The 22,850-nt window shown below is 76.2% G+C and carries 22 protein-coding genes and 1 pseudogene; 11 read left to right on the plus strand and 12 right to left on the minus strand.

Going from position 1 to position 22,850, the window contains the following annotated elements:
* Positions 1-9: 9 nt before the first annotated feature.
* Positions 10-1,047, minus strand: a complete 1,038-nt coding sequence (locus EV376_RS20935) for an ABC transporter substrate-binding protein (RefSeq protein ID WP_130325757.1) — start codon at positions 1,045-1,047, stop codon at positions 10-12.
* Between the two features lie 69 nt (positions 1,048-1,116).
* Between EV376_RS20935 and EV376_RS20940 the strand changes: the two genes are divergently transcribed.
* The 5 genes from EV376_RS20940 to EV376_RS20960 all read left to right on the plus strand — a co-directional run bounded on the left by EV376_RS20940 (position 1,117) and on the right by EV376_RS20960 (position 6,919).
* Positions 1,117-2,217, plus strand: coding sequence for an iron chelate uptake ABC transporter family permease subunit (locus EV376_RS20940; RefSeq protein ID WP_130325759.1), 1,101 nt, complete (start codon positions 1,117-1,119; stop codon positions 2,215-2,217).
* A complete protein-coding gene (locus EV376_RS20945) occupies positions 2,214-3,242 on the plus strand; it encodes an iron chelate uptake ABC transporter family permease subunit (protein WP_130325761.1) in 1,029 nt (342 codons plus the stop codon). Before EV376_RS20940 ends, EV376_RS20945 begins: the two co-directional genes overlap by 4 nt.
* A 92-nt stretch (positions 3,243-3,334) precedes the next feature.
* Positions 3,335-4,144, plus strand: a complete 810-nt coding sequence (locus tag EV376_RS20950) for an ABC transporter ATP-binding protein (protein ID WP_130325763.1) — start codon at positions 3,335-3,337, stop codon at positions 4,142-4,144.
* Between the two features lie 22 nt (positions 4,145-4,166).
* The gene (locus EV376_RS20955) at positions 4,167-6,374 is read left to right on the plus strand and encodes a penicillin acylase family protein (RefSeq protein WP_130325765.1); all 2,208 of its coding nucleotides are present in this window, start codon (positions 4,167-4,169) and stop codon (positions 6,372-6,374) included.
* Positions 6,371-6,919, plus strand: a complete 549-nt coding sequence (locus tag EV376_RS20960; protein ID WP_130325767.1) for a GNAT family N-acetyltransferase — start codon at positions 6,371-6,373, stop codon at positions 6,917-6,919. Before EV376_RS20955 ends, EV376_RS20960 begins: the two co-directional genes overlap by 4 nt.
* Before the next feature lie 101 nt (positions 6,920-7,020).
* Here the strand turns inward: EV376_RS20960 and EV376_RS20965 are convergent, their stop codons facing one another.
* Genes EV376_RS20965 through EV376_RS20995 form a run of 7 tightly spaced genes read right to left on the minus strand, consistent with a single transcriptional unit; the run spans position 7,021 to position 12,623 of the window.
* Complete coding sequence (locus EV376_RS20965; protein WP_130325769.1) at positions 7,021-7,710, minus strand: dihydrofolate reductase family protein; 690 nt, start codon at positions 7,708-7,710, stop codon at positions 7,021-7,023.
* A complete protein-coding gene (locus EV376_RS20970; RefSeq protein WP_130325771.1) occupies positions 7,703-8,353 on the minus strand; it encodes a GTP cyclohydrolase II in 651 nt (216 codons plus the stop codon). The genes EV376_RS20965 and EV376_RS20970 overlap by 8 nt, the downstream gene beginning before the upstream one ends.
* Before the next feature lie 11 nt (positions 8,354-8,364).
* Positions 8,365-9,318: a lysylphosphatidylglycerol synthase transmembrane domain-containing protein gene (locus tag EV376_RS20975; protein WP_130325773.1), complete on the minus strand. Its 954-nt coding sequence runs from the start codon at positions 9,316-9,318 to the stop codon at positions 8,365-8,367.
* Between the two features lie 48 nt (positions 9,319-9,366).
* Positions 9,367-10,206, minus strand: coding sequence for an SAM-dependent methyltransferase (locus tag EV376_RS20980; RefSeq protein ID WP_130325775.1), 840 nt, complete (start codon positions 10,204-10,206; stop codon positions 9,367-9,369).
* Positions 10,203-11,243: a glycosyltransferase family 4 protein gene (locus tag EV376_RS20985; RefSeq protein ID WP_130325777.1), complete on the minus strand. Its 1,041-nt coding sequence runs from the start codon at positions 11,241-11,243 to the stop codon at positions 10,203-10,205. The genes EV376_RS20980 and EV376_RS20985 overlap by 4 nt, the downstream gene beginning before the upstream one ends.
* Positions 11,240-11,638, minus strand: a complete 399-nt coding sequence (locus tag EV376_RS20990) for a 6-carboxytetrahydropterin synthase (RefSeq protein ID WP_130325779.1) — start codon at positions 11,636-11,638, stop codon at positions 11,240-11,242. Before EV376_RS20990 ends, EV376_RS20985 begins: the two co-directional genes overlap by 4 nt.
* Before the next feature lie 4 nt (positions 11,639-11,642).
* Complete coding sequence (locus EV376_RS20995; protein ID WP_130325781.1) at positions 11,643-12,623, minus strand: 3-hydroxyacyl-CoA dehydrogenase NAD-binding domain-containing protein; 981 nt, start codon at positions 12,621-12,623, stop codon at positions 11,643-11,645.
* 90 nt (positions 12,624-12,713) lie between these two features.
* On the opposite strand from EV376_RS20995, the pseudogene EV376_RS21000 reads away from it, so the two are divergent.
* A pseudogene (locus EV376_RS21000) lies at positions 12,714-13,492 on the plus strand (CDP-alcohol phosphatidyltransferase family protein); the annotation flags it as partial.
* Positions 13,493-13,534: 42 nt separating this feature from the next.
* On the plus strand, positions 13,535-15,265 hold the full coding sequence (locus tag EV376_RS21005) for a sulfatase-like hydrolase/transferase (RefSeq protein WP_486482912.1): 1,731 nt from the start codon (positions 13,535-13,537) through the stop codon (positions 15,263-15,265).
* Positions 15,266-15,346: 81 nt separating this feature from the next.
* Here EV376_RS21005 and EV376_RS21010 read toward each other — a convergent pair whose 3' ends face one another.
* From EV376_RS21010 to EV376_RS21020, 3 genes are read right to left on the minus strand one after another with little or no spacing between them, the layout of a single operon-like run.
* A complete protein-coding gene (locus EV376_RS21010; protein WP_486482732.1) occupies positions 15,347-16,510 on the minus strand; it encodes an FUSC family protein in 1,164 nt (387 codons plus the stop codon).
* Positions 16,511-16,513: 3 nt separating this feature from the next.
* Complete coding sequence (locus tag EV376_RS21015; RefSeq protein ID WP_486482733.1) at positions 16,514-16,897, minus strand: sensory rhodopsin transducer; 384 nt, start codon at positions 16,895-16,897, stop codon at positions 16,514-16,516.
* Positions 16,897-18,108 (minus strand): FAD-binding oxidoreductase, encoded by a 1,212-nt coding sequence (locus EV376_RS21020; protein ID WP_486482734.1) that lies wholly within the window; start codon positions 18,106-18,108, stop codon positions 16,897-16,899. The genes EV376_RS21015 and EV376_RS21020 overlap by 1 nt, the downstream gene beginning before the upstream one ends.
* Positions 18,109-18,228: 120 nt before the next feature.
* On the opposite strand from EV376_RS21020, the gene EV376_RS30295 reads away from it, so the two are divergent.
* The 3 genes from EV376_RS30295 to EV376_RS21040 are packed head-to-tail and all read left to right on the plus strand — an operon-like array spanning position 18,229 to position 20,113.
* Positions 18,229-18,978, plus strand: coding sequence for a hypothetical protein (locus tag EV376_RS30295; protein WP_165438044.1), 750 nt, complete (start codon positions 18,229-18,231; stop codon positions 18,976-18,978).
* A complete protein-coding gene (locus tag EV376_RS21035; RefSeq protein WP_130325794.1) occupies positions 18,978-19,607 on the plus strand; it encodes a DUF6529 family protein in 630 nt (209 codons plus the stop codon). Before EV376_RS30295 ends, EV376_RS21035 begins: the two co-directional genes overlap by 1 nt.
* Positions 19,608-19,636: 29 nt before the next feature.
* Positions 19,637-20,113, plus strand: a complete 477-nt coding sequence (locus EV376_RS21040; RefSeq protein ID WP_130325796.1) for a Rieske (2Fe-2S) protein — start codon at positions 19,637-19,639, stop codon at positions 20,111-20,113.
* Positions 20,114-20,129: 16 nt separating this feature from the next.
* On the opposite strand, the gene EV376_RS21045 is transcribed toward EV376_RS21040, so the two are convergent.
* The gene (locus tag EV376_RS21045) at positions 20,130-21,035 is read right to left on the minus strand and encodes a siderophore-interacting protein (RefSeq protein WP_130325798.1); all 906 of its coding nucleotides are present in this window, start codon (positions 21,033-21,035) and stop codon (positions 20,130-20,132) included.
* 280 nt (positions 21,036-21,315) lie between these two features.
* Between EV376_RS21045 and EV376_RS21050 the strand changes: the two genes are divergently transcribed.
* Positions 21,316-22,833, plus strand: coding sequence for a hypothetical protein (locus EV376_RS21050; RefSeq protein WP_486482735.1), 1,518 nt, complete (start codon positions 21,316-21,318; stop codon positions 22,831-22,833).
* Positions 22,834-22,850: the final 17 nt, after the last annotated feature.

Below are 22,850 nucleotides of genomic sequence, written 5' to 3' on the forward strand. Positions count from 1 at the left end.
ACGCGGACGTCAGCTGGTGATCTTCTTCGCGCCCTTGATCGCGGTGGCCAGGTTCTCCAGCAGCGGGGCGGCGCCCGCGTACGAGAAGCGGGGAACGGCGTCCCACGGGGTGATCTGGTTGGCCTTGACGGCGGGCAGCTGCGCCCAGGTCGGCTTGGCGGCGAGGTCCTTGGGCTGCAGCGCGGTGCTGCGGTTGTCGAGCAGGATCAGGTCGGCCGGGAACTTGCCGGCGTTCTCCCAGCTGAGCGCCTCGAAGTAGTCGCCGGCCTCCAGCTTGGTGGGCACGACGATGTCGACGCCCAACTCGGCGAAGTACATGAGGTCGGTGCTGACCTTCGGGTTGGAGACGTAGAACAGGTCGGGGCTGCCGGAGCAGGCCATCACCTTGATGCCCGGGTTCGCCTTGACCGCCTGGCGGACCGACTCGGCGGCCGCCTCGAAGCGCGCCTTCGCGTCGGTCACCTTCGTGGCCGACAGGTCGGCGCCGAGCGACTCGGCGAGCTGCGCGTACCGCTCGATGGGCTTGGTCATCGGCACCCGGGCGGTGGTGATCGCGGCGACCGGCGCGAGCGGGACGATCTTGTCCTTGCTCTCGTCCGGCACGTACCAGAGCGCGCCCGGGTCGTACATGTGGGTGACCAGCAGCTCGGGCCGCAGGCCGGCGTACTTCTCCAGGTTGAACTCGCCCCACACGTTGCCGAGGATCTCGACGCTCTCGACGTCCAGGTCGCCGGCCTGCGGATCCTTGCTGCCGTCGGAGCGCTTCGTCTCGCCGAACACGCCGACGATCTGCTTGTCGAGACCGAAGTCGACAAGCGCCGCGGCCACGCCGGTGAAGGCCACTACCCGGCTGGGGCGGGCGGGGGCGGACAGCTTCTCGCCGCGGTCGTCGGTGAACGACCACGGGCCGGCCGGGGTGGCGCCGGCGGACGGGGCGTCGGCGTCGTCACCGCCGCAGCCGGCGAGCAGGGCGGCCAGGGTGGCACCGCCGGCGGCGGCGAGCAGGCCGCGACGGGAGAGTCGGCGGGCGGACACGGGATGCGACATGGCAAGGTCTTTCGGTCGGGGGTCGCGATGACCATGGACAGCGCGGTTAGGTTAACCTAACCTAAGACGCTGTCAAGCCGGTGCCCGGCGTTTCGCACCACATCGGAGTTCACACTGTCCGTCACACACCCACCACCGTCCGCCATCCGTGCGGTACGGCCGACGGAGCCGGTCCGGCGTGCTCGCGCCGCCGCGCGCGCCGGCGGTCTCCTCGCCGCCGCGCTTCTGCTCGGCACCGTCGTGGTGCTCAGCATCGCCGTCGGCGCCAAGGCGCTCCCCCTCGACGAGGTGTGGCACGGCCTGCTCGACCCGGCCGCGGCCGAGTACGCCGTGGTCCACCGCATGCGGCTGCCGCGTACGCTGCTCGGCCTGCTCGCCGGCGTCGCGCTCGGCGTGGCCGGAGCGGTCATGCAGGCCCTCACCCGCAACCCGCTCGCCGACCCGGGGCTGCTCGGCATCAACGCCGGCGCCTCCGCGGCGGTGGCCACCGGCGCGGCCCTGGTCGGCGTCGCCGGCGTCCGCGGGCAGGTGTGGTTCGCCCTGCTCGGCGCCGCCGCCGTCACCGCCGCGGTCTACCTGGTCGGTGGCGGCCGCGGCGCCACCCCGGCGCGGCTGGCCCTCGCCGGCGCGGCCCTCAACGCGACCCTCTACTCGTACGTGAGCGCCGTCATGCTGCTCGACACCGCCTCCCTGGAGCGCCTGCGGTTCTGGACCGTCGGCTCCCTCGCCAGCGCCGAGGCCGGCACCGTCGCCACGGTCGCCCCGTTCATCGCGGCCGGGCTGCTGGTCGCGCTCGCCGCCGCCCGGCCGCTCAACGCGCTCGCGCTCGGCGACGACGCCGCCCGGGCGCTCGGCGCGCGACCGGCGCTGATCCGGGGCGCCGTCATCGTGGCGGTCACCCTGCTCTGCGGCGCCGCCACCGCCGCCTGCGGGCCGATCGTCTTCGTCGGGCTGCTGGTGCCGCACCTGGTACGCGCCCTCACCGGGCCCGACCTGCGCTGGCTGCTGCCGTACTGCGCGGTGCTCGCGCCGGTGCTGCTGCTCGGCGCGGACGTGCTCGGCCGGGTGCTGAGCCGCCCCGGCGAACTCCAGGTCGGCATGGTGACCGCCGTGCTCGGCGGGCCGCTCTTCCTCTGGCTGGTGCTCCGCGGGCGGGTGGGCCGGCCGTGATCGTGCTGCGTACCCCCGGCGGGCTGTCGCTGCGACTGCGCCCCCGCGCGCTCGCCGTCGGCGCCACCTGCGCCCTGCTCACCCTGGCCGTCGGCGTGGTGGCGCTGGGCAGCGGCGACTACCCGATGAGCGCCAGCGACGTGCTGCGCACCCTCGCCGGCGGCGGCACCCCGGCGGAGAGCTTCATCGTCCACGAGCTGCGGCTGCCCCGCCTGGTCACCGCCGCCGCCGTCGGCGCCGCGCTGGCCCTGGCCGGCGCCATCTTCCAGTCGCTGGTCCGCAACCCGCTGGGCAGCCCGGACCTGCTCGGCTTCACCCAGGGCGCGGCCACCGGCGCGCTCGTCGTGGTCGTCGTCGGCGGCACCACCGCGATGCTGTCCGGCGCCGCCGTCGCCAGCGGCCTCGCCACCGGCGTGCTCGTGTACGCGCTCGCCTGGCGGCGCGGCGTGCACGGCTACCGGCTCGTGCTGGTCGGCATCGGCATCGCCGCGATCCTCACCGGCGTCAACGGGTGGCTGCTCACCCGCGCCCCGCTGATGGACGCCGCGCGGGCCGTGCTCTGGCTCACCGGCAGCCTCGACGGGCGCGGCTGGGCCCACGCCGTACCGGTGCTCGTCGCCCTGGCCGTGCTCGGCCCGCTGGTGCTCGCCGGCGCCGGGCCGGCACTGCGGCTGATCGAGATGGGTGACGACGCCGCGAGCGCGCTCGGCGTCCGGGTCGAGCGGCTGCGGCTGGCGCTGCTCGCCACGGCCGTGCTGCTGGTCTCCCTCGCCGCGGCGGCCGCCGGCCCGGTCAACTTCGTCGCGCTCACCGCACCGCACCTGGCCCGGCGGCTCACCCGCGCGCCGGGGCCGAACCTGCTGCCGGCGGCCGCGCTGGGCGCGCTGCTGCTGGTCGTCGCCGACCAGGTCGCGCAGCGCGCCTTCGGGGACCACCAGCTCCCGGTGGGCGTGGTGACCGGCGTGCTCGGCGGCGGCTACCTGGTCTGGCTGCTGGCCAGCGAGCGCCGGGCCGGCCGGCTGTGACCGCGACGGAACCGGCCCGGCCGGCCACGAGGTCAGCTTTGCCGGCGACGAGGTCGGCCCGGCCGGCCACGAACGAGAACGGAGCACCGAGCATGCAGTCCCGGTTGCACGGCACCGCGATGACCCTCGCCTACGACCGGCGGACCATCGCCCGCGAGCTGACCGTCGACGTACCGGACCACTCCTTCACCGTCGTCATCGGCCCGAACGCGTGCGGCAAGTCGACCCTGCTGCGGGCCCTGTCCCGGCTGCTCAAACCGTCCGCCGGGGCGGTCCTGCTGGACGGGGAGGACATCCAACGGCGCCCCGCCCGGGCGGTCGCGAAAACCCTCGGCCTGCTGCCGCAGTCGTCGGTCGCGCCGGACGGCATCGGCGTGGCCGAACTCGTGGCCCGCGGCCGGTACCCGCACCAGAGACTGCTGCGGCAGTGGTCCCGGGAGGACGAGCGGGTGGTCGCCGAGTCGATGGCCGCCACCGGCGTGGCGGACCTCGCCGACCGCCCGGTCGACGAACTCTCCGGCGGGCAACGGCAGCGGGTGTGGCTGGCCATGGCGCTGGCCCAGCAGACCCCCCTGCTGCTGCTCGACGAGCCCACCACCTACCTGGACATCGCCCACCAGATCGAGATCCTCGACCTCTGCGCCCGGCTGCACGAGGAGCAGGGCCGTACGCTGGTCGCGGTGCTCCACGACCTGAACCACGCCGCCCGCTACGCCACCCACCTGATCGCCATGCGCGAGGGGCGGATCGTCGCCGCCGGGTCGCCCCGGGAGGTGGTCACCGCCGCGTTGGTCGAGGAGGTCTTCGGGTTGCCGTGCCGGGTGATCGACGACCCGGAGGCCGGCACCCCGCTGGTCGTGCCGGCGGCCCGCCGCCGCGCCGCGAGCGAGACCACCGCGTGAGCGGGCGCAGCGAGGTGGCGGCGTGAGCGAGCGGACCGTCCGGCACCGCAGCGTCTTCCGGGACCGGTGGGGCGTACCGCACCTGCGGGCCGCCGATCCCGACGAGCTGGCCTTCGCGCAGGGCCGGGTCACCGCGTACGACCGGGCGTGGCAGATTGAGGTCGAGCGGCACCGGTCGCTCGGGGCCAGCGCCGCGTTCCTCGGGGCGGAGGCGGTGCCGTGGGACCGGTTCGCCCGGCAGGTGCGCCTGGACGACACGGCCCGGCGCTGCCACGCCCGCCTGGACGAGGCGACCGCCGCCTGGGTCGCCCGCTACGTCGACGGGGTCAACGCCGGCCTGGCCGAGGGCGTCGCCCGCGATCCCCGGTTCGCCGCCGCGGGCCTGGCTCCCGGCCGGTGGGAGCCGTGGACGCCGCTGGCGGTCTGGCTGACGCACCACGTGCTCTTCGCGGGCTTCCCCGGCAAGCTGTGGCGCGAGCACGTCGCCCGGCGGCTCGGCCCGGACGCCGTGCCACTGTTCCACGCCGACCGGCCGGCCGGCTCCGGCAGCAACGGCTGGCTGCTCGCCGGCTCGCGGACCGGCACCGGCGCCCCGCTGCTGGCCGGCGACCCCCACCGGTACATCGAGGACCCGGGAATTTACCAGCAGATCCGCCTGGCCTGCCCGGAGTACGACGTGGTCGGCCTGGCCGTGCCGGGCGTCCCCGGCATCGGCCACTTCGGCCACGCGGGCGGCGTCGCCTGGGCGATCACCAACGCGATGGCCGACTACCAGGACGTGTACGCCGAACGGCTGCGCCGCACCGGCGCCGGCGTCGAGGCGTACGGGCCGGACGGGTGGCGGCCCGCCCGGGCGCACGTCGAGACGATCAGCGTGGCCGGGGGCGACCCGGTCGAGGTGGAGGTCGTGGAGACCGACCGGGGGCCGGTGGTGGCCGGCGGCCCCGACGGGGAGGTGGCGGTCAGCCTCCGCTACCCGCCCCGGGTCACCGGTGAGCTGGGCTTCGCCGCCCTGCCGGCGCTGCTGCGGGCCCGGACCGTCGCCGACGTCGACGCGGCCGTGGACCGCTGGGTGGAGCCGGTCAACGTCGTGCTCGCCGCCGACACGGCCGGTGGGCTGCTGCACCGGGTCGCCGGGGCGGTGCCGGTCCGCCACCCGGACAACGGTCTGCGGGTGGTGCCGGCGTGGGACGCCGCGCACGCCTGGCGGGGCTGGCACCAGATGCCCCGGGCCGCCGTCGGGGACGTCGCCGTCATGGCCAACGAGCGCGGTCTCTCCGCACCGCTCGGGGTCGAGTTCGCGCCCCCGCACCGGGCCCGGCGCATCCGGCACCTGCTCGACGCCGAGCCCGACGCCGCCGGCTGGACGGCCGGGCGGATGGGCCAGGTGCACACCGACACGTACTCGGCCGCCGCCGAACCGCTGCTCGCGCTGCTGTCCGAGCTGGACGGCCTGCCGGCGGAGGCCGCCGAGTTGCGCGACCGGCTGCTGCGCTGGGACCGCCGGATGACCGCCGGCAGCGGGGACGCGGGCGCCTTCGCGGCCGTCCGGGCCGCTCTGGTGCGGCGGGTCGCCGCGCATCCGGCCCTGGCCGCGCTCGCCGAGCCGCCGGCGTACCCGGAGGTGTTCGCGCCCTGGCTGGCGTCGACGCCCCGGGTCGCGACGGCGCTCGGTGCGCTGCTCGCCCCCGGCGCGCTGCCCGGCCTCGACCCGCCGGCGATGGCCCGGGAGGCTCTGCTGGAGGTGGCCGGCAGCGCGCTGGACCCGGCCGTCGGCGGCGCGGACGCGCGCTGGGGCGCCCGGCACCGGCTCGCGCCGTGGCGGGCGGTGCCGGCCGGCGCCCGAGCGGGAACGGTTCCCGGCGCGGAGACCGGGCCGGGCGCGGAAACCGGGCCGGGCGCGGAAACCGGGCCGGGCGCGGAAATCGGGCCGGAGCCGCCGGTCGGGCCCGGGAGCGCCGCGGCCGGCGGGCCGGAGCTGGACGGGGACAACGACTGCGTGCTCGCCACGTCCTCCGTTCCCGGCGTCACCGACCTGTGCCTGCGGGGGCCGGCGGCGCGCTACGCGTGGGACCTGGCCCGGCGCGAGGACAGCCGCTGGGTGGTGCCGCTCGGCGCCGACGGCGTACCCGGGACGGCGCACCACGACGACCAGCTCGACTCGTGGCGGCGCGGCGAGCTGCTGCCGGTGATCACCGACTGGGACGGGTTGACCGAGGAGTCGGTTTGACGGGTGTCGTCTTCGCGCGGGACGTAACCGGGTTCGGCCGGGTGGCGCTGCGGCCGGTGGACCCGGACCGGGACGTCGACCTCATCCACGACTGGGTGAGCCAGGAGCGGGCACGCTTCTGGGGCATGCGCGACGCCGGCCGGGAGCGCATCGCCGAGCTCTACCGGTACGTCGACTCGCTACCCACCCACCACGCCTGGCTGGCGCTGCGCGACGGGGCGCCGGCGGCGCTGTTCCAGACGTACGAGCCGGCGGCCGACCCGGTCGGCGAGGTGTACCAGGTGCGCCCCGGCGACCACGGCGTGCACCTGCTGATCGGCCCGCCGCGGCGGCCGGTGCCCGGGTTCACCGGGCACCTGCTCGGGGCGCTCGTCGCGTTCGTGTTCGCCGACCCGGCGCGCCGGCGGATCGTCGCCGAGCCGGACGCGCGCAACGAGAAGGCGCTGGCCCGGCTGCGGCGGTCCGGCTTCGTCGACGGGCCGCTGGTCGACCTGCCGGACAAGCGGGCCCGGCTGATGTTCCTCGACCGCCCCGCCACCGGCTGAGAGCCGCCGCCGCGTCGGCCATGATCAGTTGATGGTGTGCCGGGCGGATCCGCGCGATCAGCCCGGCACAGCATCATCGGTAACGCGTCCGCCGATCGGGCTCAGTCGGGGCAGCGGTCGGAGAGCGCGTAGCGGACCAGCGCGACATCGCCGATCTGGCGTACCTCGGCGACCCGGGCGCGGCGGCCGGAGTGCCACGGGAAGCGGCCGTCACCCACGAAGCGGGGCGCCCGGCTGTCCCCCACGAAGAACGGCGCGACCACCAGGTGCAGCTCGTCGGCGAGCCCGGCGGCGAGGAACTGCGCGTGCACGCTCGCGCCGCCCTCGACCATCAGCCGGACGATCCCCCGGGCGGCCAGGTCGCTGAGCGCCCACGCCGGATCGACCGGTTCCCCGGCGTCGACCACGGTGGCCCGGTCGCCGAGGCGTTCCCGGGTCTTCTCCACCGCCGAGGTGGCGCAGTAGACGTACCGGTCGGTGTCGCCGATCGTGAAGAACCGGGCCTCCGGGTCGAGGTCGCCGCAGCCGGTGAGGGTGACCCGGGCCGGGGAGGCGGGCAGGCCGCGGGCGGCCCGTTCGGCGCGGCGCGCCGCGGAGCGCACCAGCAGCCGCGGGTCGTCCCGCCGCACCGTGCCGGCGCCGACCAGGATCGCGTCGCAGCCGGCCCGTACCTCGTCGATCCGGTCCAGGTCGGCGTCGTTGGAGAGCACCAACCGCTGACCGGTGGCGTCGTCGATGTAGCCGTCGATCGACGCCGCACAGCTCAGCAGGACGTACGGCCGCTCAGTCATGGACGAAGGACAGGTCGAGGGCGTGATCGCCACGGGTCACCTTCGTCGCCAGGTAGCCGGCGTTGGCCGGGGACAGGAACACCCCGGTGGTCACCCGCTCGGTGACGGTGATCCCGAGCCGGTGCAGCTGCGCCGCCTTGTCCGGGTTGTTGCTGAGCAGCGCGACCCGGTCCACGCCGAGGGCGGTGAGCATCTGCGCGGCGACCGTGTAGTCCCGCTCGTCCTCCCGGTGGCCCAGGGCGAGGTTCGCCTCGTACGTGTCCAGCCCGGCGTCCTGCAGCGCGTACGCCTCCAGCTTCGCGTACAGGCCGATGCCCCGGCCCTCCTGACGCAGGTAGAGCAGGTAGCCGCCGCTGTCGGCGATCCGCTCCACCGACTCGCGCAGCTGCGGGCCGCAGTCGCAGCGCTGGCTGCCGAATACGTCCCCGGTGAGGCACTCGCTGTGCGGGCGGACCAGGGGGACGGGCCGGCGCATGGCCGGCTCGGTGGGTCGGGCCCGGTCACCGAGCCCGAACGCCAGGTGTTCCCGCCCGTCGGCCAGGCCGTCGAAGGAGTAGACCCGGGCCTGGGTGGCGTACCCGTCCGGGAAGTGCAGCGGGACGGTGACCTGGGTGCGGATGGTGGCGGACGGTGCGGGATGCATCGGACTCCTCGTCAGACGGTGCCGGCCGGCACGCGGACACGACGGGCCACCAGGACGGCGGCGCCGGGAAGGCTCGCGACGAGCACCAGGGCCCCGTACACCATGGCGGTGGAGATGCCCTCGGCGGCGGACAGGCCGGCGGCGCCGAACGCCCACGCGGCCACACCCTCGCGCGGCCCGAACCCGGCGACGTTCGCCGGGACACCCATGGCGAGCAGGGCCAGCAGGGTGAGGGGCACCAGCAGGGTCAGCGGCGCGGTGGAGCCGACGGTACGCGCGGCGAGCACGAACGTCGCCAGGTGCCCGGCCACCGCGAGGGCGGAGGCGAGCAGCACGCCGAACCAGGTGCGGCGTGCCAGCAGGCCGGCGCGGACGTCGGCGACGACGGCCCGGACCGCCCGGGCGCGGCGGGACGGGCCGGCCACGGGCAGCGCCCGGGCCAGCAGGACGGCGCCGAGGCCGACCGCGGCCAGGACGACGGCCGCCGCCGGCAGGTACGGCCGGACCGGGGACGGGAACGCGGCCAGCACGACCACCGCCACCGCGGCGAGGACCGCCTGGCCCGCTGTACGTTCCCACACGACGGCACGGATACCCCGACCGATGTCCCCGGAATCCCGCCCGTGCCGGACCGCCCGGTGCACGTCGCCGAGGATCCCGCCGGGCAGGGTCGCGTTGAGGAACACCGCCCGGTAGCAGTGCGCCACGGCGGTGCGCAGCGGCAGCCGCACGCCGAGGCCGCCGGCGACCAGGCTCCACCGCCACGCGCAGCAGACGGTGGTGAGCACGCCGATGGCGAGGGCGCCCGCCAGGGCCGGAGCGTCGATCAGCCGCAGCCCGTCGAGGAACGGGCCCGTGCCCACCAGCCACAGGAGCAGGGCGAGCACACCGAGACCGGCCAGCGTCCGGGTCCACGCCCACACCCTGCTGCCGGCCGCCGGTGCGCGCGTCGCCGTCGACTCCATCCGGACCTCCCTCACGATCATCCCGTGGGTAGGCACGTACCGCAGCGCTCACAGGTTCACCCTAGGCACGGCCAGCAGGTCCCGGTGGTCGATCAGCACGGACAGCCGGCCCGCGGCCAGGTCGGCGCGGCGGCGGCAGTCGTACGCGGCGACCGGGCCGGCCAGCTCGGGGCACTGCTCGCGGGCGGCGTCGAGCCAGCCGGTGAGCCACTGCCCGGTCAGGGCGGCGTCGGCCGGGCCGAGCCGCCACGGGCTGGGTCGCAGCGTCACGTCAGCGCCGTGCCGGGCGAACGCGGCGGTGGCGGCGTCGACGGCGTCCGGCCCGAGCAGGGTGCGCCCGCCGACGGTGCGGCGCTGGTGGCCGTTGAACGCCTCGACGATCTGCGCGTCGAGCGGGTCGGCGGGTGCGAACCGGACCCGGCCGACCACCGACAGGGCGAACAGGGTGGGCCGGGCGGCGCAGGCCGCGACCACCCGGTCGATCTCGTCGGCGGTGAGCATGTCCAGCAGCGCGGAGGCGGTGACCAGGGACGCGCCGGACAGGTCGGCGGCGGTGAGGCGGGTCAGGTCGCCGCGGCGGGTCTCGACGGTGACCGGGCTGCCGTCGGCGGCGGCCGGCGGCAGGTCGGCGGCGGCGCGGGCGAGCAGGCCGGCGTCCCCGTCGTGCAGGACCCAGTGCTGCGGGCCGGGCAGGCGGGGGGCGAGCCACCGGCCCATCGAGCCGGTGCCGCTGCCCAGGTCGTGCACGACCAGCGGGCGGGCGTCGCCCAGCTGGGCGCGGGCGCGGTCGGCGAGGTCGGCGTCGCGGGCCGCGGCGTCGGCCGGCTCGCGCAGGGTGAGCCAGTCCGCGAAATCCGCGGGCAGGTCCAGGGCCAGGTCCGCGGTCATGCTGCGATCGCTCCTTCCAGCGCCGTCGCCAGCGCGGTCGTGGTGGTCGTCCAGTCGTGGAGGGTGTCCCGACGGTCGCGGGCGGCCCGGCGCAGCCGCTCGCGCAGCGCGGGGTCGGTGAGCCAGCGGCGCAGCGCGCCGGCCAGGGCGGCCGGGTCGTCCGGGGGCACGAGCAGCCCCGGCGGGGTGCCGTCCGGGGCCCGGCCGAGGGTGTCGGGCAGCCCGCCGGTGGCGGTGGCCAGCACCGGCACGCCCCGGGCGAGGGCCTCGGTGACGACCATCCCGTACGTCTCGACGCGGGAGGCCAGCACCAGCAGGTCGGTGGCGGCGTACGCGGCGTCCAGCGCGGGGCCGGTGCACGGCCCGGGCAGGCGCACCCGTGGGGCGAGCCCGCGCTCGGCGATCCGCCGCCGCAGCCGCTCGACGAACCCGGGATCGCGGGTCAGCGACCCGGGGCAGGCGCAGCGCCACGGCAGGTCGGCGACCGCCGCGAGGGCGTCGACCAGGATGTCGTGGCCCTTGAGTGGGGTGACCGCCGCGACGCAGAGCAGCCGCCCGCCGGTCGCCGAGCCGGACGCCCGGGGCGCCGGGTCCACCCCCGGTGCGGCCACGTGCACCCGCCCGGCGGGCAGCGCGTACCGGTCGAGCAGCCACCGCCGCGTCCAGCCGCTGGTGGTGACGACCACCGCCGCGGAGTGCAGGGCGGCGCGCTCGGCGTCGTGGTCCAGTGGCAGGTGCACGAGCACGGCCAGGCGCAGCCGGTCGGCGTGCGGGGCCAGGATCTCCGGCGCGGCGGAGCCGACGAGCCCGTCGAGCAGGACGACCGCGTGCTCGGGCAGCGCGCCGAGCACGCGGGCCAGGGCGGCGCGGTCGGCGGGCGTCGGGTGCGGCCATCCGCCCGGCACCGGGTGCTCGCGGACCGACCAGCCCGCGGCGGCCAGGCCGTCGAGGACCCGCCGGTCGTAGTGGTTGCCGCCGCTCGGCGTGGCCGGGTCGTCGACGTCGCCGGGGAGCACCGCGTGGACGGTGCCGGTCACAGCGCCCGGTCGTAGCTGGCCCAGGCGATGTGCGACTCGTGCAGCGTGACGGTGAGGCCGGTCAGGCCCCGGGCGCCGTCGCCCAGGTCGCCGGCCTCGATCCGGGCGACGAGGCGGTCGGCCACCGTGCGGGCGAGCACCTCGGTGGTGGTGTTCACCCCGGCGAACGCCGGCTCGTCGTCCAGGTTGCGGTAGTTCAGCTCGCCGAGAACCGCCCGCAGCTGCTCGGTGGCCCGGCCGATGTCGACCACGATCCCGTCGGCGTCCACGTCCGGGCGGCGGAAGGTGGCGTCGACGACGAAGGTCGCCCCGTGCAGCCGCTGGGCCGGGCCGAACACCTCCCCCTGGAAGCTGTGGGCGATCATCATGTGGTCACGGACGGTCACGCTGAACACGGTGTCACTCCCCGTCGTAGGTGATGAGGTGGCAGAGGGCCGGCAGCCGCCCGGCGGCGAGCCGGGGCAGCACGTCGGGCAGGTCCGCGAAGCGGGATTCCCCGGTCAGCAGGGTGTCGAACACCGGGTCGGCGAGCAGGTCGAGCGCCAGGGCGAGCCGGTCGGCGTAGCTGCGGCGGTCCCGGCGGGCCGGGGCGACCCGCCCGACCTGGCTGCTGCGCAGGGTGAGCCGGCCGGAGTGGAACTCCCCGCCCAGCGGCAGCGTCACCTCGCGGTCGCCGTACCAGCTCAGCTCCAGCACCGTGCCCTCCGGCGCGACCAGCTCCAGGCAGCGGCGCAGCCCGGCGGAGGTGGCGCTGGCGTGCACCACCAGGTCCCGCCCGTCGGTCGCGTCGGCGGGCGCGGCGAACTCGACCCCGAGGGCCCCGGCCAGGGCCGCGCGCGCCGGGTCGACGTCGACCAGCTGCACGCGCACGCCGGGGAAGCGGGCCAGCACGGCCGCGACGGCGGCGCCGACCATGCCCGCGCCGACCACGGTGACCCGGTCGCCGACCAGGGGCGGCGCGTCCCAGAGCGCGTTGACCGCGGTCTCGACCGTGCCGGCGAGCACCGCGCGGGCCGCCGGCACCGCCTCGGGTACGACCACCACGGCCTCCGCCGGGACGACGTACGCGGTCTGGTGCGGGTGCAGGCAGAACACGGTCCGCCCGCGCAGCCGCTGCGGGCCCTCCTCGACCACGCCCACGCTGAGGTAGCCGTACTTGACCGGGGCCGGGAAGTCGCCCTCCTGGAACGGGGCGCGCATCGCCGCGTACTGGCCGGCGGGGACGCCGCCGGTGAACACCAGCGTCTCGGTGCCCCGGCTCACCCCGGAGAAGCGGGCGCGCACGAGCACGTCGTCGGGGCCGGGGGCGGGAAGCGGCGTCGGCCGGATCTCGCCGTGGCCGGGCGTACGCAGCCAGAATGCGCGGGCGGTGCGCGTCACCGGCTACTCCTTTCCGCGTCCCGGCGAACCGGACCGGCGTTTTTTCCGTAGTCCCAGTCAGGAGTTGTCGATCATAGACACGGAGGCACGGTGGCCACGGTTCGAAACGGTCCCCTGATCGGGCTCGTCGTCCAGATTGTCCTGCTGGCCGGGCTCGCCGGGACGGTCGGTCTCGGCCCCGCCGGCTGGCTCGCCGGCCTCGCGTACGGGCTGGTGGTCTGCCTGGCGCTCAGCCGGGGCCTGGACCGGGCGGGAGCCCGCGCGCTCGGGCCGGCCGACCGGGTGACCCTCGCCCGGGCGGTGCTCGTCGGCGGCGTCGCCGCGCTGGTGGTCGACGGGTTCGCCGGCGGGACGGTGCCGGTCGGGCCGCTCTGCGTCCTCACCGCCGTGGCGCTGTCGCTGGACGCGGTGGACGGATACGTGGCCCGGCGCACCGGAACGGCGAGCGCGCTCGGCGCCCGGTTCGACATGGAGATCGACAGCGTCCTGGTCGCCGTGCTCAGCCTGCACGTGGCGCCCGCGGTGGGGATCTGGGTGCTGACGCTCGGCGGCATGCGGTACGCGTTCCTCGCCGCGGGCTGGGTCCTGCCGTGGCTGGGCCGGCCGCTGCCGCCGCGCTACTGGCGTAAGGTCGTCGCGGCCGCTCTCGGCATCGTGCTGCTGGTGGTGGCGACCGAGCTGCTGCCACCGGCGGTCGCGGTGGCGCTGCCGCTGCTGACGCTGGCGCTGCAGGTGGAGTCGTTCGGCCGGGACGTGACCTGGCTGTGGCGGCGCCGGTCCGCGCCGGCGACGGCCACGGAGGCCCCGCCGGCCGGCGTGCCGGTGACCGTCGCGACCCGGCCGGTGGTGGTCGGCGTGCCGCGGCACCCCCGGGACCGTCCCGCCGTCCGCGAACTCGTCGCCGCCCACGACTGACCGAGGAGCAACGCGTGCAGCAGAGCGAGACCGTCGGGCAGCCGGTCGGGACCACCGATGCGCCGACGCCGGATTCGGGACGTACCTCCGGGCAGCGGGACCGGCCACGGTGGCGGCGGGCCGTCTGGTGGCCGACCACCGCGGTGGCCGTGCTGCTGGTGCTGGTCGCCCTGGGCGCGCCGGCGGGAGTCGGCAACCTCACGCCCGCCGCGCTGGTCCGGATCCCGCTGGAGGGACTGCTGCTGGCGGCGGTCCTGCTCGCGCTGCCGGCCCGGGCACGCCGGCCGGTCGCCGCCGGGACGGGTGCGCTGCTCGGTCTGCTGGTCATCCTCAAGGCGGCCGACCTGGGCTTCGGTACGACGCTGGGCCGACCGTTCGACCTGGTCCTGGACTGGGCCCTGCTCGACGAGACGTTCAACTTCGTCGCCGGCTCGGTCGGGCGGGCCGGCGCCGTCGCCGCGTCGGTCGGCGCGGCGCTGCTGGCCGTCGGGCTGCTCGCGGCGCTGACCTGGGCGGTCCTGCGGTTGAGCCGGCTGCTGGCCCGCCACCCCGACCGGTCCCGGCGGACCGTCGCGGCGCTGGTGGTGCTGTGGCTGGTCACCGCCGCGACCGGAGTGCGGATCGTGCCCGGCGTACCGGTGGCCGCCACCGCCGCGACCACCCTGGTCTCGGCGCACGCCGCGCAGGTGCAGGCACGCCTGCGGGACCGCACGGTGTTCGCCGGTGAGGTCGACGCCGACCCGTACCGGTCGGCGCCCGCCGACCGGTTGCTGACCGCGCTGCGCGGCAAGGACGTCCTGGTCGCCTTCGTGGAGAGCTACGGGCGCGACGCGGTGCAGGAGCCGGAGTTCGCCAACGTGGGAGTGGTGCTCGACGAGGGGCGCCGGCGGCTGGCCGCGGCCGGGTTCGACACCCGGAGCGCCTTCCTCACCTCGCCCACCACCGGCGGGGGCAGCTGGCTGGCCCACGCCACCCTGCTGTCCGGCCTGTGGATCGACAACGACCAGCGGCACCGCGCGCTGCTGGCCAGCGACCGGACCACGCTCGGTGACGCCTTCCGGCGGGCCGGCTGGCGGACCGTGGGCGTGATGCCGGCGGCCAACCAGCCGTGGCCGGAGGGGTCGTTCTACGGCTACGAGACCTTCTACGACGAGCACAGCCTCGGCTACCACGGCCCCCGGTTCAGCTTCGCCCCGATGCCCGACCAGTACACGCTCTCCGTCTTCCAGCAGAAGGAGCTGGCCGGCGCCGACCGCCGGCCGGTGATGGCCGAGCTGGCCCTGGTCTCCAGCCACTCCCCCTGGACGCACATCCCGCGGCTGGTCGACTGGGACGCGCTCGGCGACGGCCGGATGTTCCACGACAAGGTCGAGCGGAACTCGTCGAAGCAGCCACGCACCGGCTACCGCCGCTCCATCGAGTACACGCTCGGCGCCCTCATCTCGTACGTCCAGCGGTACGGCGACGACAACCTGGTGCTGGTCGTGGTCGGCGACCACCAGCCGGCGCCGGTGGTGATCGGCCCGGACGCCAGCCGGGACGTGCCGATCAGCATCGTCGCGCGGGATCCGGCCGTGCTCGACCGGATCTCCGGGTGGGGCTGGCCGGCCGGGTTGCGGCCCGCGCCGGACGCCCCGGTCTGGCGGATGGACACCTTCCGGGACCGGTTCCTGGCCACGTTCTCCCCCACCCTCGACCCGCCCGCGGTGGCCGGCGCGCCGCGCTGACCGTCGCTGGGCGGCCGAGCCGCTGCGGCTGACCGGCGCTCACCGGCGCCGGGCGGCCGGCCCGCCGCGGCTGACCGGCGTTCACCGGCCGGCCGCGGCGCGCCGGATGAGCCGGCGTGCCTCGTCGCGCCGGATCCCGGTGGCCCGGAGCAGTTCGTTGGCGATGGTACGCAGCTGGGAGACCACGATCGTCCCGGAGAAACCGATCTCCCGCCGGCAGGCCTCCCCGGCGAGCCGCACCGCGTGCAGCGCGCGTTCCCGGGCCTGCACCGGCTCCTTGCCGGCCAGGAACTCGCGGTGCAGCAGCCGCACCGCCTCCCCGTACTCCTCGACGGCGGCCGGCAACTCCGGCGGCATCGGTTCGGCGTCGTGCAACGCCGTGCTGGCGCGACGGACCAGGGTCCGGCTGTTCCGGTACGCCCGCTCCATGTGCTCGACGCCGGTCCGGTAGGTGTGGACGATCCGGCGGCGGCGCCACCGCAGCGGGGAGAGTCGGACCACCTCGTCGGCGGCGGAGACCGCCTCCCGGAGCTGGGTCAGCTTCGCGTCGGAGTTGCGCATCTGCTCCAGCACGGCCTCCGCCCCCCGGGCGTCCCCGGCGGCGAGGGTCTCGGCGCAGGCGGTCATCTGGCGGGCGAACAGGTCCAGGGCGGATCCGGCGACCCGGTGAATCGCGCGCAGCGGGTTGAGCGGCGCCAGGACCAGCATCACGAACAACCCCACCAGGCCACCGACCAGGGCGTTGACCGCCCGGGGCAACTCCAGGTCGGGGTTGGTCGGGGTGAGCGTCGCCACCAGCACCGCGGTACCGCCGGCCTGGGTCATCAACAGGCCGGTTCCCCGGGCCGCGGCGGCACCGGTGACCGCCAGGAAGACGGTCAGCCCGGTCTGCCACGCCCCGGTGCCGATCAAGGCGATCAGCGCGTCACCGGCGGCGATTCCGACGCCGATGCCCAGGAGCAGCTCCACGGTCCGCAGCGCGCGGCTGGCCAGCGACGCCGCGATCACCGCCACCGCGGCGCCCGGGGCGAACGTGGGCTCCTCGATGTGCAGCAGCTGCCGGGCGATCACCCAGGCGAGCGCCGCCGCGAGCCCGGCCTGCACGCCGATGATCAGGTACGTCCGGAGGCGCCGCAGGGTTGCCCGGCCGGTCCGTTTGAGCCGTTTCCGCGCCCGCCGCGCCGGAGCGGCCGGGCCCGCACCCGCGACGTCGGACGGCATGGCGGCGGATACCCGGACCGGCACCGGTCACACCGGTAAGGCGGGGTACGCGATCGTGCCGGTCAACGCCAGCACGCCCGGCAGCCGGGTGTCCTGGCGGAGGAACTGCACGACCACCGGCACCGGCGAGCGCAGCACGCACCCGTACGGCCGGTCGAGGCGGACCGCCTCCGGGTCGATCAGGTCGTTGACCCGGACGTGCCGGATCCGCCGGGCGCCGACCCCGACCCGGTACGGCCCGATCGGCTCGGCGTCCTCGTAGTAGAAGTCCAGGGTCAGCTCGGCGTCGCGGTCGCCGGCGTTGAGCACGCAGAGCTGGTCGAAGCCGGTGAACTCCGGCTCGCGGCCGTGGCTGGGGAACGGCACCCGCCCGCCCGGCACGACCCACGTCCGCGCGCCGATGTCGCCCATCACTCCTCCTCCAGCAGCCGGGCCAGGTCCGGGCCGAGGAACACCGCGTCCGGGTCGAGCCGACGCCGGACCACCTGGAAGTCGTCCCACCGGGGGTAGAGCGGGCGCAGCTCCCGGGCGGTCAGCCAGTGCTTCTTGCCCCAGTGCGGCCGGCCGCCGTACTGGCGCAGGATCGCCTCCATGTCCCGGAAGTACGCCTCGTGCGGCAGGGACGTGTTCTGGAGGCAGGCGATCGTGGTGGTGGGCCGCCCGTAGGCGTTGCTGAGCCAGATGTCGTCGGGGGCGATGCTGCGCACCAGCACCCGCCAGCCCACCTCCCGGCGGTGGCGCTCCCGGATCCGCCGCCGCACCTCGGCGAAGCAGGCCGGGAACGCCTCCGACGGGAGCATGTACTCGATCTCCTCGAACCGCAGCGTCCGGTTCTGCGGGATGGTCCGGTGGGTGGGGCCGACCCGCAGCTCGCGCGGCTTTTCCCAAGGCTGGTAACCGGGCACCCTGGCCGCGGGCCACGGTCGCTCGGCGGCCTCGTCGTCCGCCCGGTTCAGGGTGCGGACCTGGGTGAGGTCGCTGCGGGGGTACCAGTAGAAGTCCATGTTGCGGTTGGTGTGCTGGAGCTCGGCGAGGTGGTCGAGGGTCCACTCGACCGGGGCGCACCACGCGCGCCGGCGCAGCTCGTACCGGGGCTGCACGTCGAGGGTGAGCCGGGTGACGACGCCGAGCGCGCCGAGGGAGAGCCGGGCGGCGGGCAGCAGCTCCGGGTTCCGGTCGGCGGAGACGTCCAGCACCTCCCCGGTGCCGGTGACCAGGCGGACGCCGGCCACCTGGGTGCTCAGGTTGCCGAACCCGAGCCCGGTGCCGTGGGTACCGGTGGCGGTGGCCCCGGCGACCGTCTGGTAGTCGACGTCGCCGAGGTTGTCCATGGCCAGGCCGGCGTCGTACAGCCCCTCCCCCAGCGCCCCCAGCTTGGTGCCCGCCCAGGCGGTGGCCCGCGCGCCGTCGTCGTGGAGCACGCCGGACATCCGGTCGAGGCTCAGCAGGATCCCGTCGGTGCGTACCAGCGGGCTCGACGAGTGGCCCGACCCGACCGGCCGGATCGTCGTTCCGCTCTCCCGGGCCCGCCGGACGAGCTCGCGCACCTCCGCCTCGGTGCCGGGCTCGGCCCGTTCGGCCGGGGCGAACGTCAGGCTGCCGGACCAGTTGACGAACTCCACCGCACCTCCCCGAGGCCGGCGCATACCCGGCGTACCCGGGCGGAAACCGGCCGGATCAGCTCGGCGGTGGATTGAACGACCGCGGGCCGGCATTCGTACGTCTCGGTGGAGGAGGATGCGATGAAGCGGATGACCCCGATCCTCACGTTGGCGAGCGGGACGGCACTCGCGGCCGTGCTGTTCACCATGAGCGCCCAGGCCGCACCACCGGCCCCGGCATCGTCGGCTGGCGGTGCGGGAGCCGCGGCACCGGCACCGGCGGTCCCGGAGCAGCCGCCGGAGGCACCGGAGGCGACGGAGTCGCCGGCCGGCGAGCCGGCGACCCCGGGCGCGCAGCCGGGTGCCACGTCACCCCCGCCGTCCGCGCCCGCCGCGGCGCCCGCGCCGGGGGCCGCCGCGGTGGACGGCACGTGGACCGGCCGCCTGGACGGGGGCGCCACGATCGCGCTGACCGTCCGCGGGGGCCGGGCCGTGGCGTACGTGTGCGACGGCCGGACGGTGGAGATCTGGCTGCGCGGCACGGTCACCGGCCGGAAGCTGGACCTGCGCGGCGCCGACGGCGCCCAGTTGACCGGGACCGTCGACGGCGACCGGGTCAGCGGTGAGGTGCGCGCGGACGACAAGCGGCGGGCGTTCACCGCCAAGCCCGCCCCGGGCTCCTCCCCGGCGCTGTACCGGGCCACGGCCGCGGACAAGCGCATCGACGGCGGCTGGATCGTGCTGGCCGACGGGACCCAGGTCGGGGTGGTGACCTGGAACGGGAAGCCGGTCGGGGCGCCGCCGCTGGACCCGGCCTTCTGGACCACGATCGTCAAGGGCGTCACCGTCACCGCCGTGCCGGTCGTCCCCGGCGCGGAGCCCGGTACGTGATGGCGGAGCACCGCCGGGGCGGCACCGACGCCCTGCCCGACCTGGGCGACGAGCCGGCCGTCCAGGTGCTGCCGGACCCGTACGCCGACCCACCCGCCACCGGGCCGCGCGCCTCGATCGCCGTGCCGCTGCTGATCGGCGCGGCGGTCGCGGTGGCGCTGGGCGTCTACGGCCGCACCCACACCCCGACCGGCATCGCGGTCAACGTGGCCGGGTTCTCCGGCCCGCAGACGGTCAAGGTCTGGCTCGGCAGCGGCGCCGCGCTCTTCGCGGTGGTGCAGCTGCTGTCGGCGCTGGCGATGTGGGGCCGGCTCGGCCCGGTCCCCGCGTCCTGGGCCGGCTTCGCGCACCGCTGGTCGGGGCGGATCGCGTTCCTGCTGGCCGTGCCGGTCGCCGTGCACTGCCTGTACGCGCTCGGCTTCGCCGACCACGACCTGCGGACGCTCGCCCACTCGGCGGCCGGCTGCTTCTTCTTCGGCGCGTTCACCACCAAGATGCTGGCGCTGCCGCGCCGGGGCCTGGCCGGCTGGGTGCTGCCGGTGGTCGGCGGGGTGGTCTTCACCGTGCTGATGCTGATCTGGCTGACGTCGTCGGTCTGGTATTTCACCACGTTCGGGTTCCAGCGGTGACGCGGGCCCACTCGGGAAAGGACACAGGGATGGCCGAGGAACCGGGCACGGCGTCACGCCGGGCGGTGCTGGCCGGCACGGGGGCGGCCGGCGTCACCCTGGTGGCCGGCTGCCAGACGTACGGCGTGGCCGCGGAGCCGGCCCCGGTCGCCCCGCCGGCGGCCGCGCCGACCGGGGCGTCCGGCGCCCCCGCGGCCTCCGCCGGGGCGGACGCGGCAGCGCCGGCCGTGGCCCGGCTGGCGGACATCCCGGTCGGCGGTGGACAGATCTTCCCGGACCAGGGGGTGGTGCTCACCCAGCCGACGGCGGGCACGATCAAGGCGTTCTCCGCGACGTGCACGCACCAGGGCTGTCAGGTCACCTCGGTGGACGACGGCGTCATCGTGTGCGCCTGCCACAACAGCCGCTTCGACATCGCCGACGGGTCGGTCCGCGGCGGCCCCGCCCCGCAACCCCTCCCGGCGGCGGCGGTGACGGTCGACGGCGACGCGATCCGCCTGACCTGACCCGGGGGCGTGGGGGTCAGGCCGGGTCGGCGCGGCCGATGCGCCAGTAGCCCATGAAGGCGACCGCCCGGCGGTCCAGGCCGCACTCGTTGACCAGGTGCCGCCGCAGGGTGCGGATGACGCCCGCCTCGCCGGCCAGCCACGCGTACAGCGGGACCGGAACGACCGGGGTCGGCACCTCCCAGAGAATCTCCGCGTCCACGTCGACCTCGGCGACCGGCTCCGCGGGCCCGCCGGTCCCGCCCGCGAGCAGGTCCGCCGCCGCAGCCGACACGGCCGGCACCAGGCGGGCGCCGTGCGCCTCCGCGTCTCGGGCGAGCCAGCTCACCGTCATCCCCGGCGGTGCCGCCACCGGCAGCACGTCGTCGGCCTCGGGCACCTCCAGCAGCACCCGCCCGCGGGCGGTCGCCGGGAGCCGGTCCAGGATGGCGCAGATCGCCGGCGCCGCCGTCTCGTCGCCGGCGAGCAGGAGGTCACCGGCCGCCGGGGGGCGGAACTCGACCCCGCCGTGGTCGCCCGCGTAGCCGGCGTCCGGCCCGAGGATGGCGATTTCGTCGCCCGGCCGGACCCGGCGGGCCCAGCGGGTCGCCGGGCCGCCGTCGCCGTGCAGCACCAGGTCGACGTCGACCTCGGACAGTTCGGGGCGGACGGCCCGCACCGTGTACGTCCGGATCGGGTTGCGCTCGTGCTCGGGCAGCGCCCGCCAGCGCGCGTACCAGTCGGGGCCCTCCGGCAGCCGCGCGCCGCGCTCGCCCGGCAGCGGGAACGCCAGCTTGACCCGCTGGTCGTAGCCGTTGTCCGCGAACCGGTCCAGGTCCGGGCCGGTGAAGGTGACCCGCACGAACGACGGGCTGAGCCGGCGTACGGCGCGGACCTCGACGGTGAACAGCCGCCACGGTGCGACGGGCAGGGTCTGGGTCATGGTGCCTTCCTGGGTCGGGCGCGTAGGCGAAACCCGGCGGCGCTCAGCGGCACCGCCCTCAGCCGGCGTTAGGTTAGCCTTACCTGATCGGGTGGCACGACGCGGGGTCCCCCGCACGGTCCGAACGACCGAGGCCGGCCGGCCACTCCGCCACCTCTGCGCCCCGCGGGCAGGGCAGGGCTTCAACCCGCGCCGTCGCGGCGGTAGCGTGTCGCGACATCGTCGCCCGTTGGCGGTCCCCTCCCCGGCGTGGCGCTCGCGATCGTACGGAGGCTGCAGCATGTCCCACGGCGACGAGCCGTTCGCGGACCGCGACGAGAACACGTCGCGGCCGAACTTCGACCTCGCGTTGCGCGGCTACGACAAGCGGCAGGTCGAACGGCACCTCGACCAGCTCGACGGCGAGCTGGCGCGGGCGGTGGCCGACCGCGACGAGGCGCGCGCCCAGGTCGGTACGCTGACCGCACGGACCGAGCAGCTCGAGGCGGAGCTCGGTGAGCTGCGCGAGCGGCCGTCGCGGGTCGACCGGGCGGCGTTCCGCGACCTCGGTCCGATGGTCGAGCAGATCCTGGCGCTGGCCGAACGGCAGGCCGAGATGATCGGCGAGGCGGCCGGCCAGCAGGCCGCCGAGCTGGAGGCGGAGGCGGAGCGGGTCCTCGTCGACGCCCGGGAGCACGCGGCGCGGACGATGCGCGAGTTCGAGGAAGAGCTGGCCGCCCGCCGCGCCGAGCAGGAGAGGGTGGACGAGGAGCGGCGCGCCGCCGCCGAGGCCGAGCTCGCCGAGATCCGCGCCGCCGCCGACCAGTTGCGGGAGGCCGGCGAGGCGGCCCACGAGCAGGCCCGGCAGGAGGCCAGCCGGATCGAGGAGCAGAGCGCGCAGAAGGTCGAGCAGGCCCGGGCGGAGGCCGAGGCGTTCCTGACCTCCGCGCGGACCCAGATCCAGCAGGAGGTCCAGGCGGCCCGCACCCGGACCCAGGAGGAGCTGGCGCGCTGGCAGTCCACCGTGGAGCGGGAGCTGAACGACAAGCGCACCGCCACCGAGCAGGAGCTGACCGAGCAGCGCGCGGCGGTCGAGCGGGAACTGGCCGCCCAGCGCACCGCCGCCGAGCAGGAGATCGCCGCGCTGATCGCCGAGGCGCAGGAGTACGCCACGAAGGTGCGGCAGCGCACCGACGAGCAGGCCGCCACCCACCAGCAGCAGCTCAGCACGGTTCAGCAGGAGATCCGGGAGCGACGGGAGACGCTGAGCCGCCTCCAGTCCGAGCTGGAGACCGTGCAGCAGCAGCTCACCCAGGTACGCCAGGACGGCGAGGCCACCGAGCAGGAGCTGCTCAAGATGCGGCAGCGGCTCGCCACGACCCGGCGGGAGCTGACCGACGAGCTGCACCGGCTGGAGGAGGCGCGGCGCGCCGCGGACTCCGCCGAGAAGCACGCGAAGGAGGTGCGCGCGCGGGTCAAGCGGGAGGCGAAGCGGGTGGCCGACCTGGCCGCCGCGGCGGTGCTGGCGGCCGCCACCGGCGGCGCCGAGACGGCGGAGTACCCGCAGGTGACGCCCCGTGCCGCGGCGGACGTCGCGCCGGGCGCCGGGGCCGAGAACGTGACGCAGCTCGACCCACCGGCCCACTCCGGCGCGCACCGGGCACCCGACCTCTCCGGCGGCGAGCCCGGACCGGCAACCGTCGGCAGTCCCGCCGCCGAGAGCACCGCCCCGGTAAGCCCGGCCCCGGTGAGCCCCGCCGCCGAAACCCCGGCCGCCGACTCCCCCGACCCGAAGGAGCCCGCCCCGGCCGTCAACTGACCCCCAGCGCCCAGGGT

This window comes from Micromonospora sp. CNZ295, assembly GCF_004217535.1.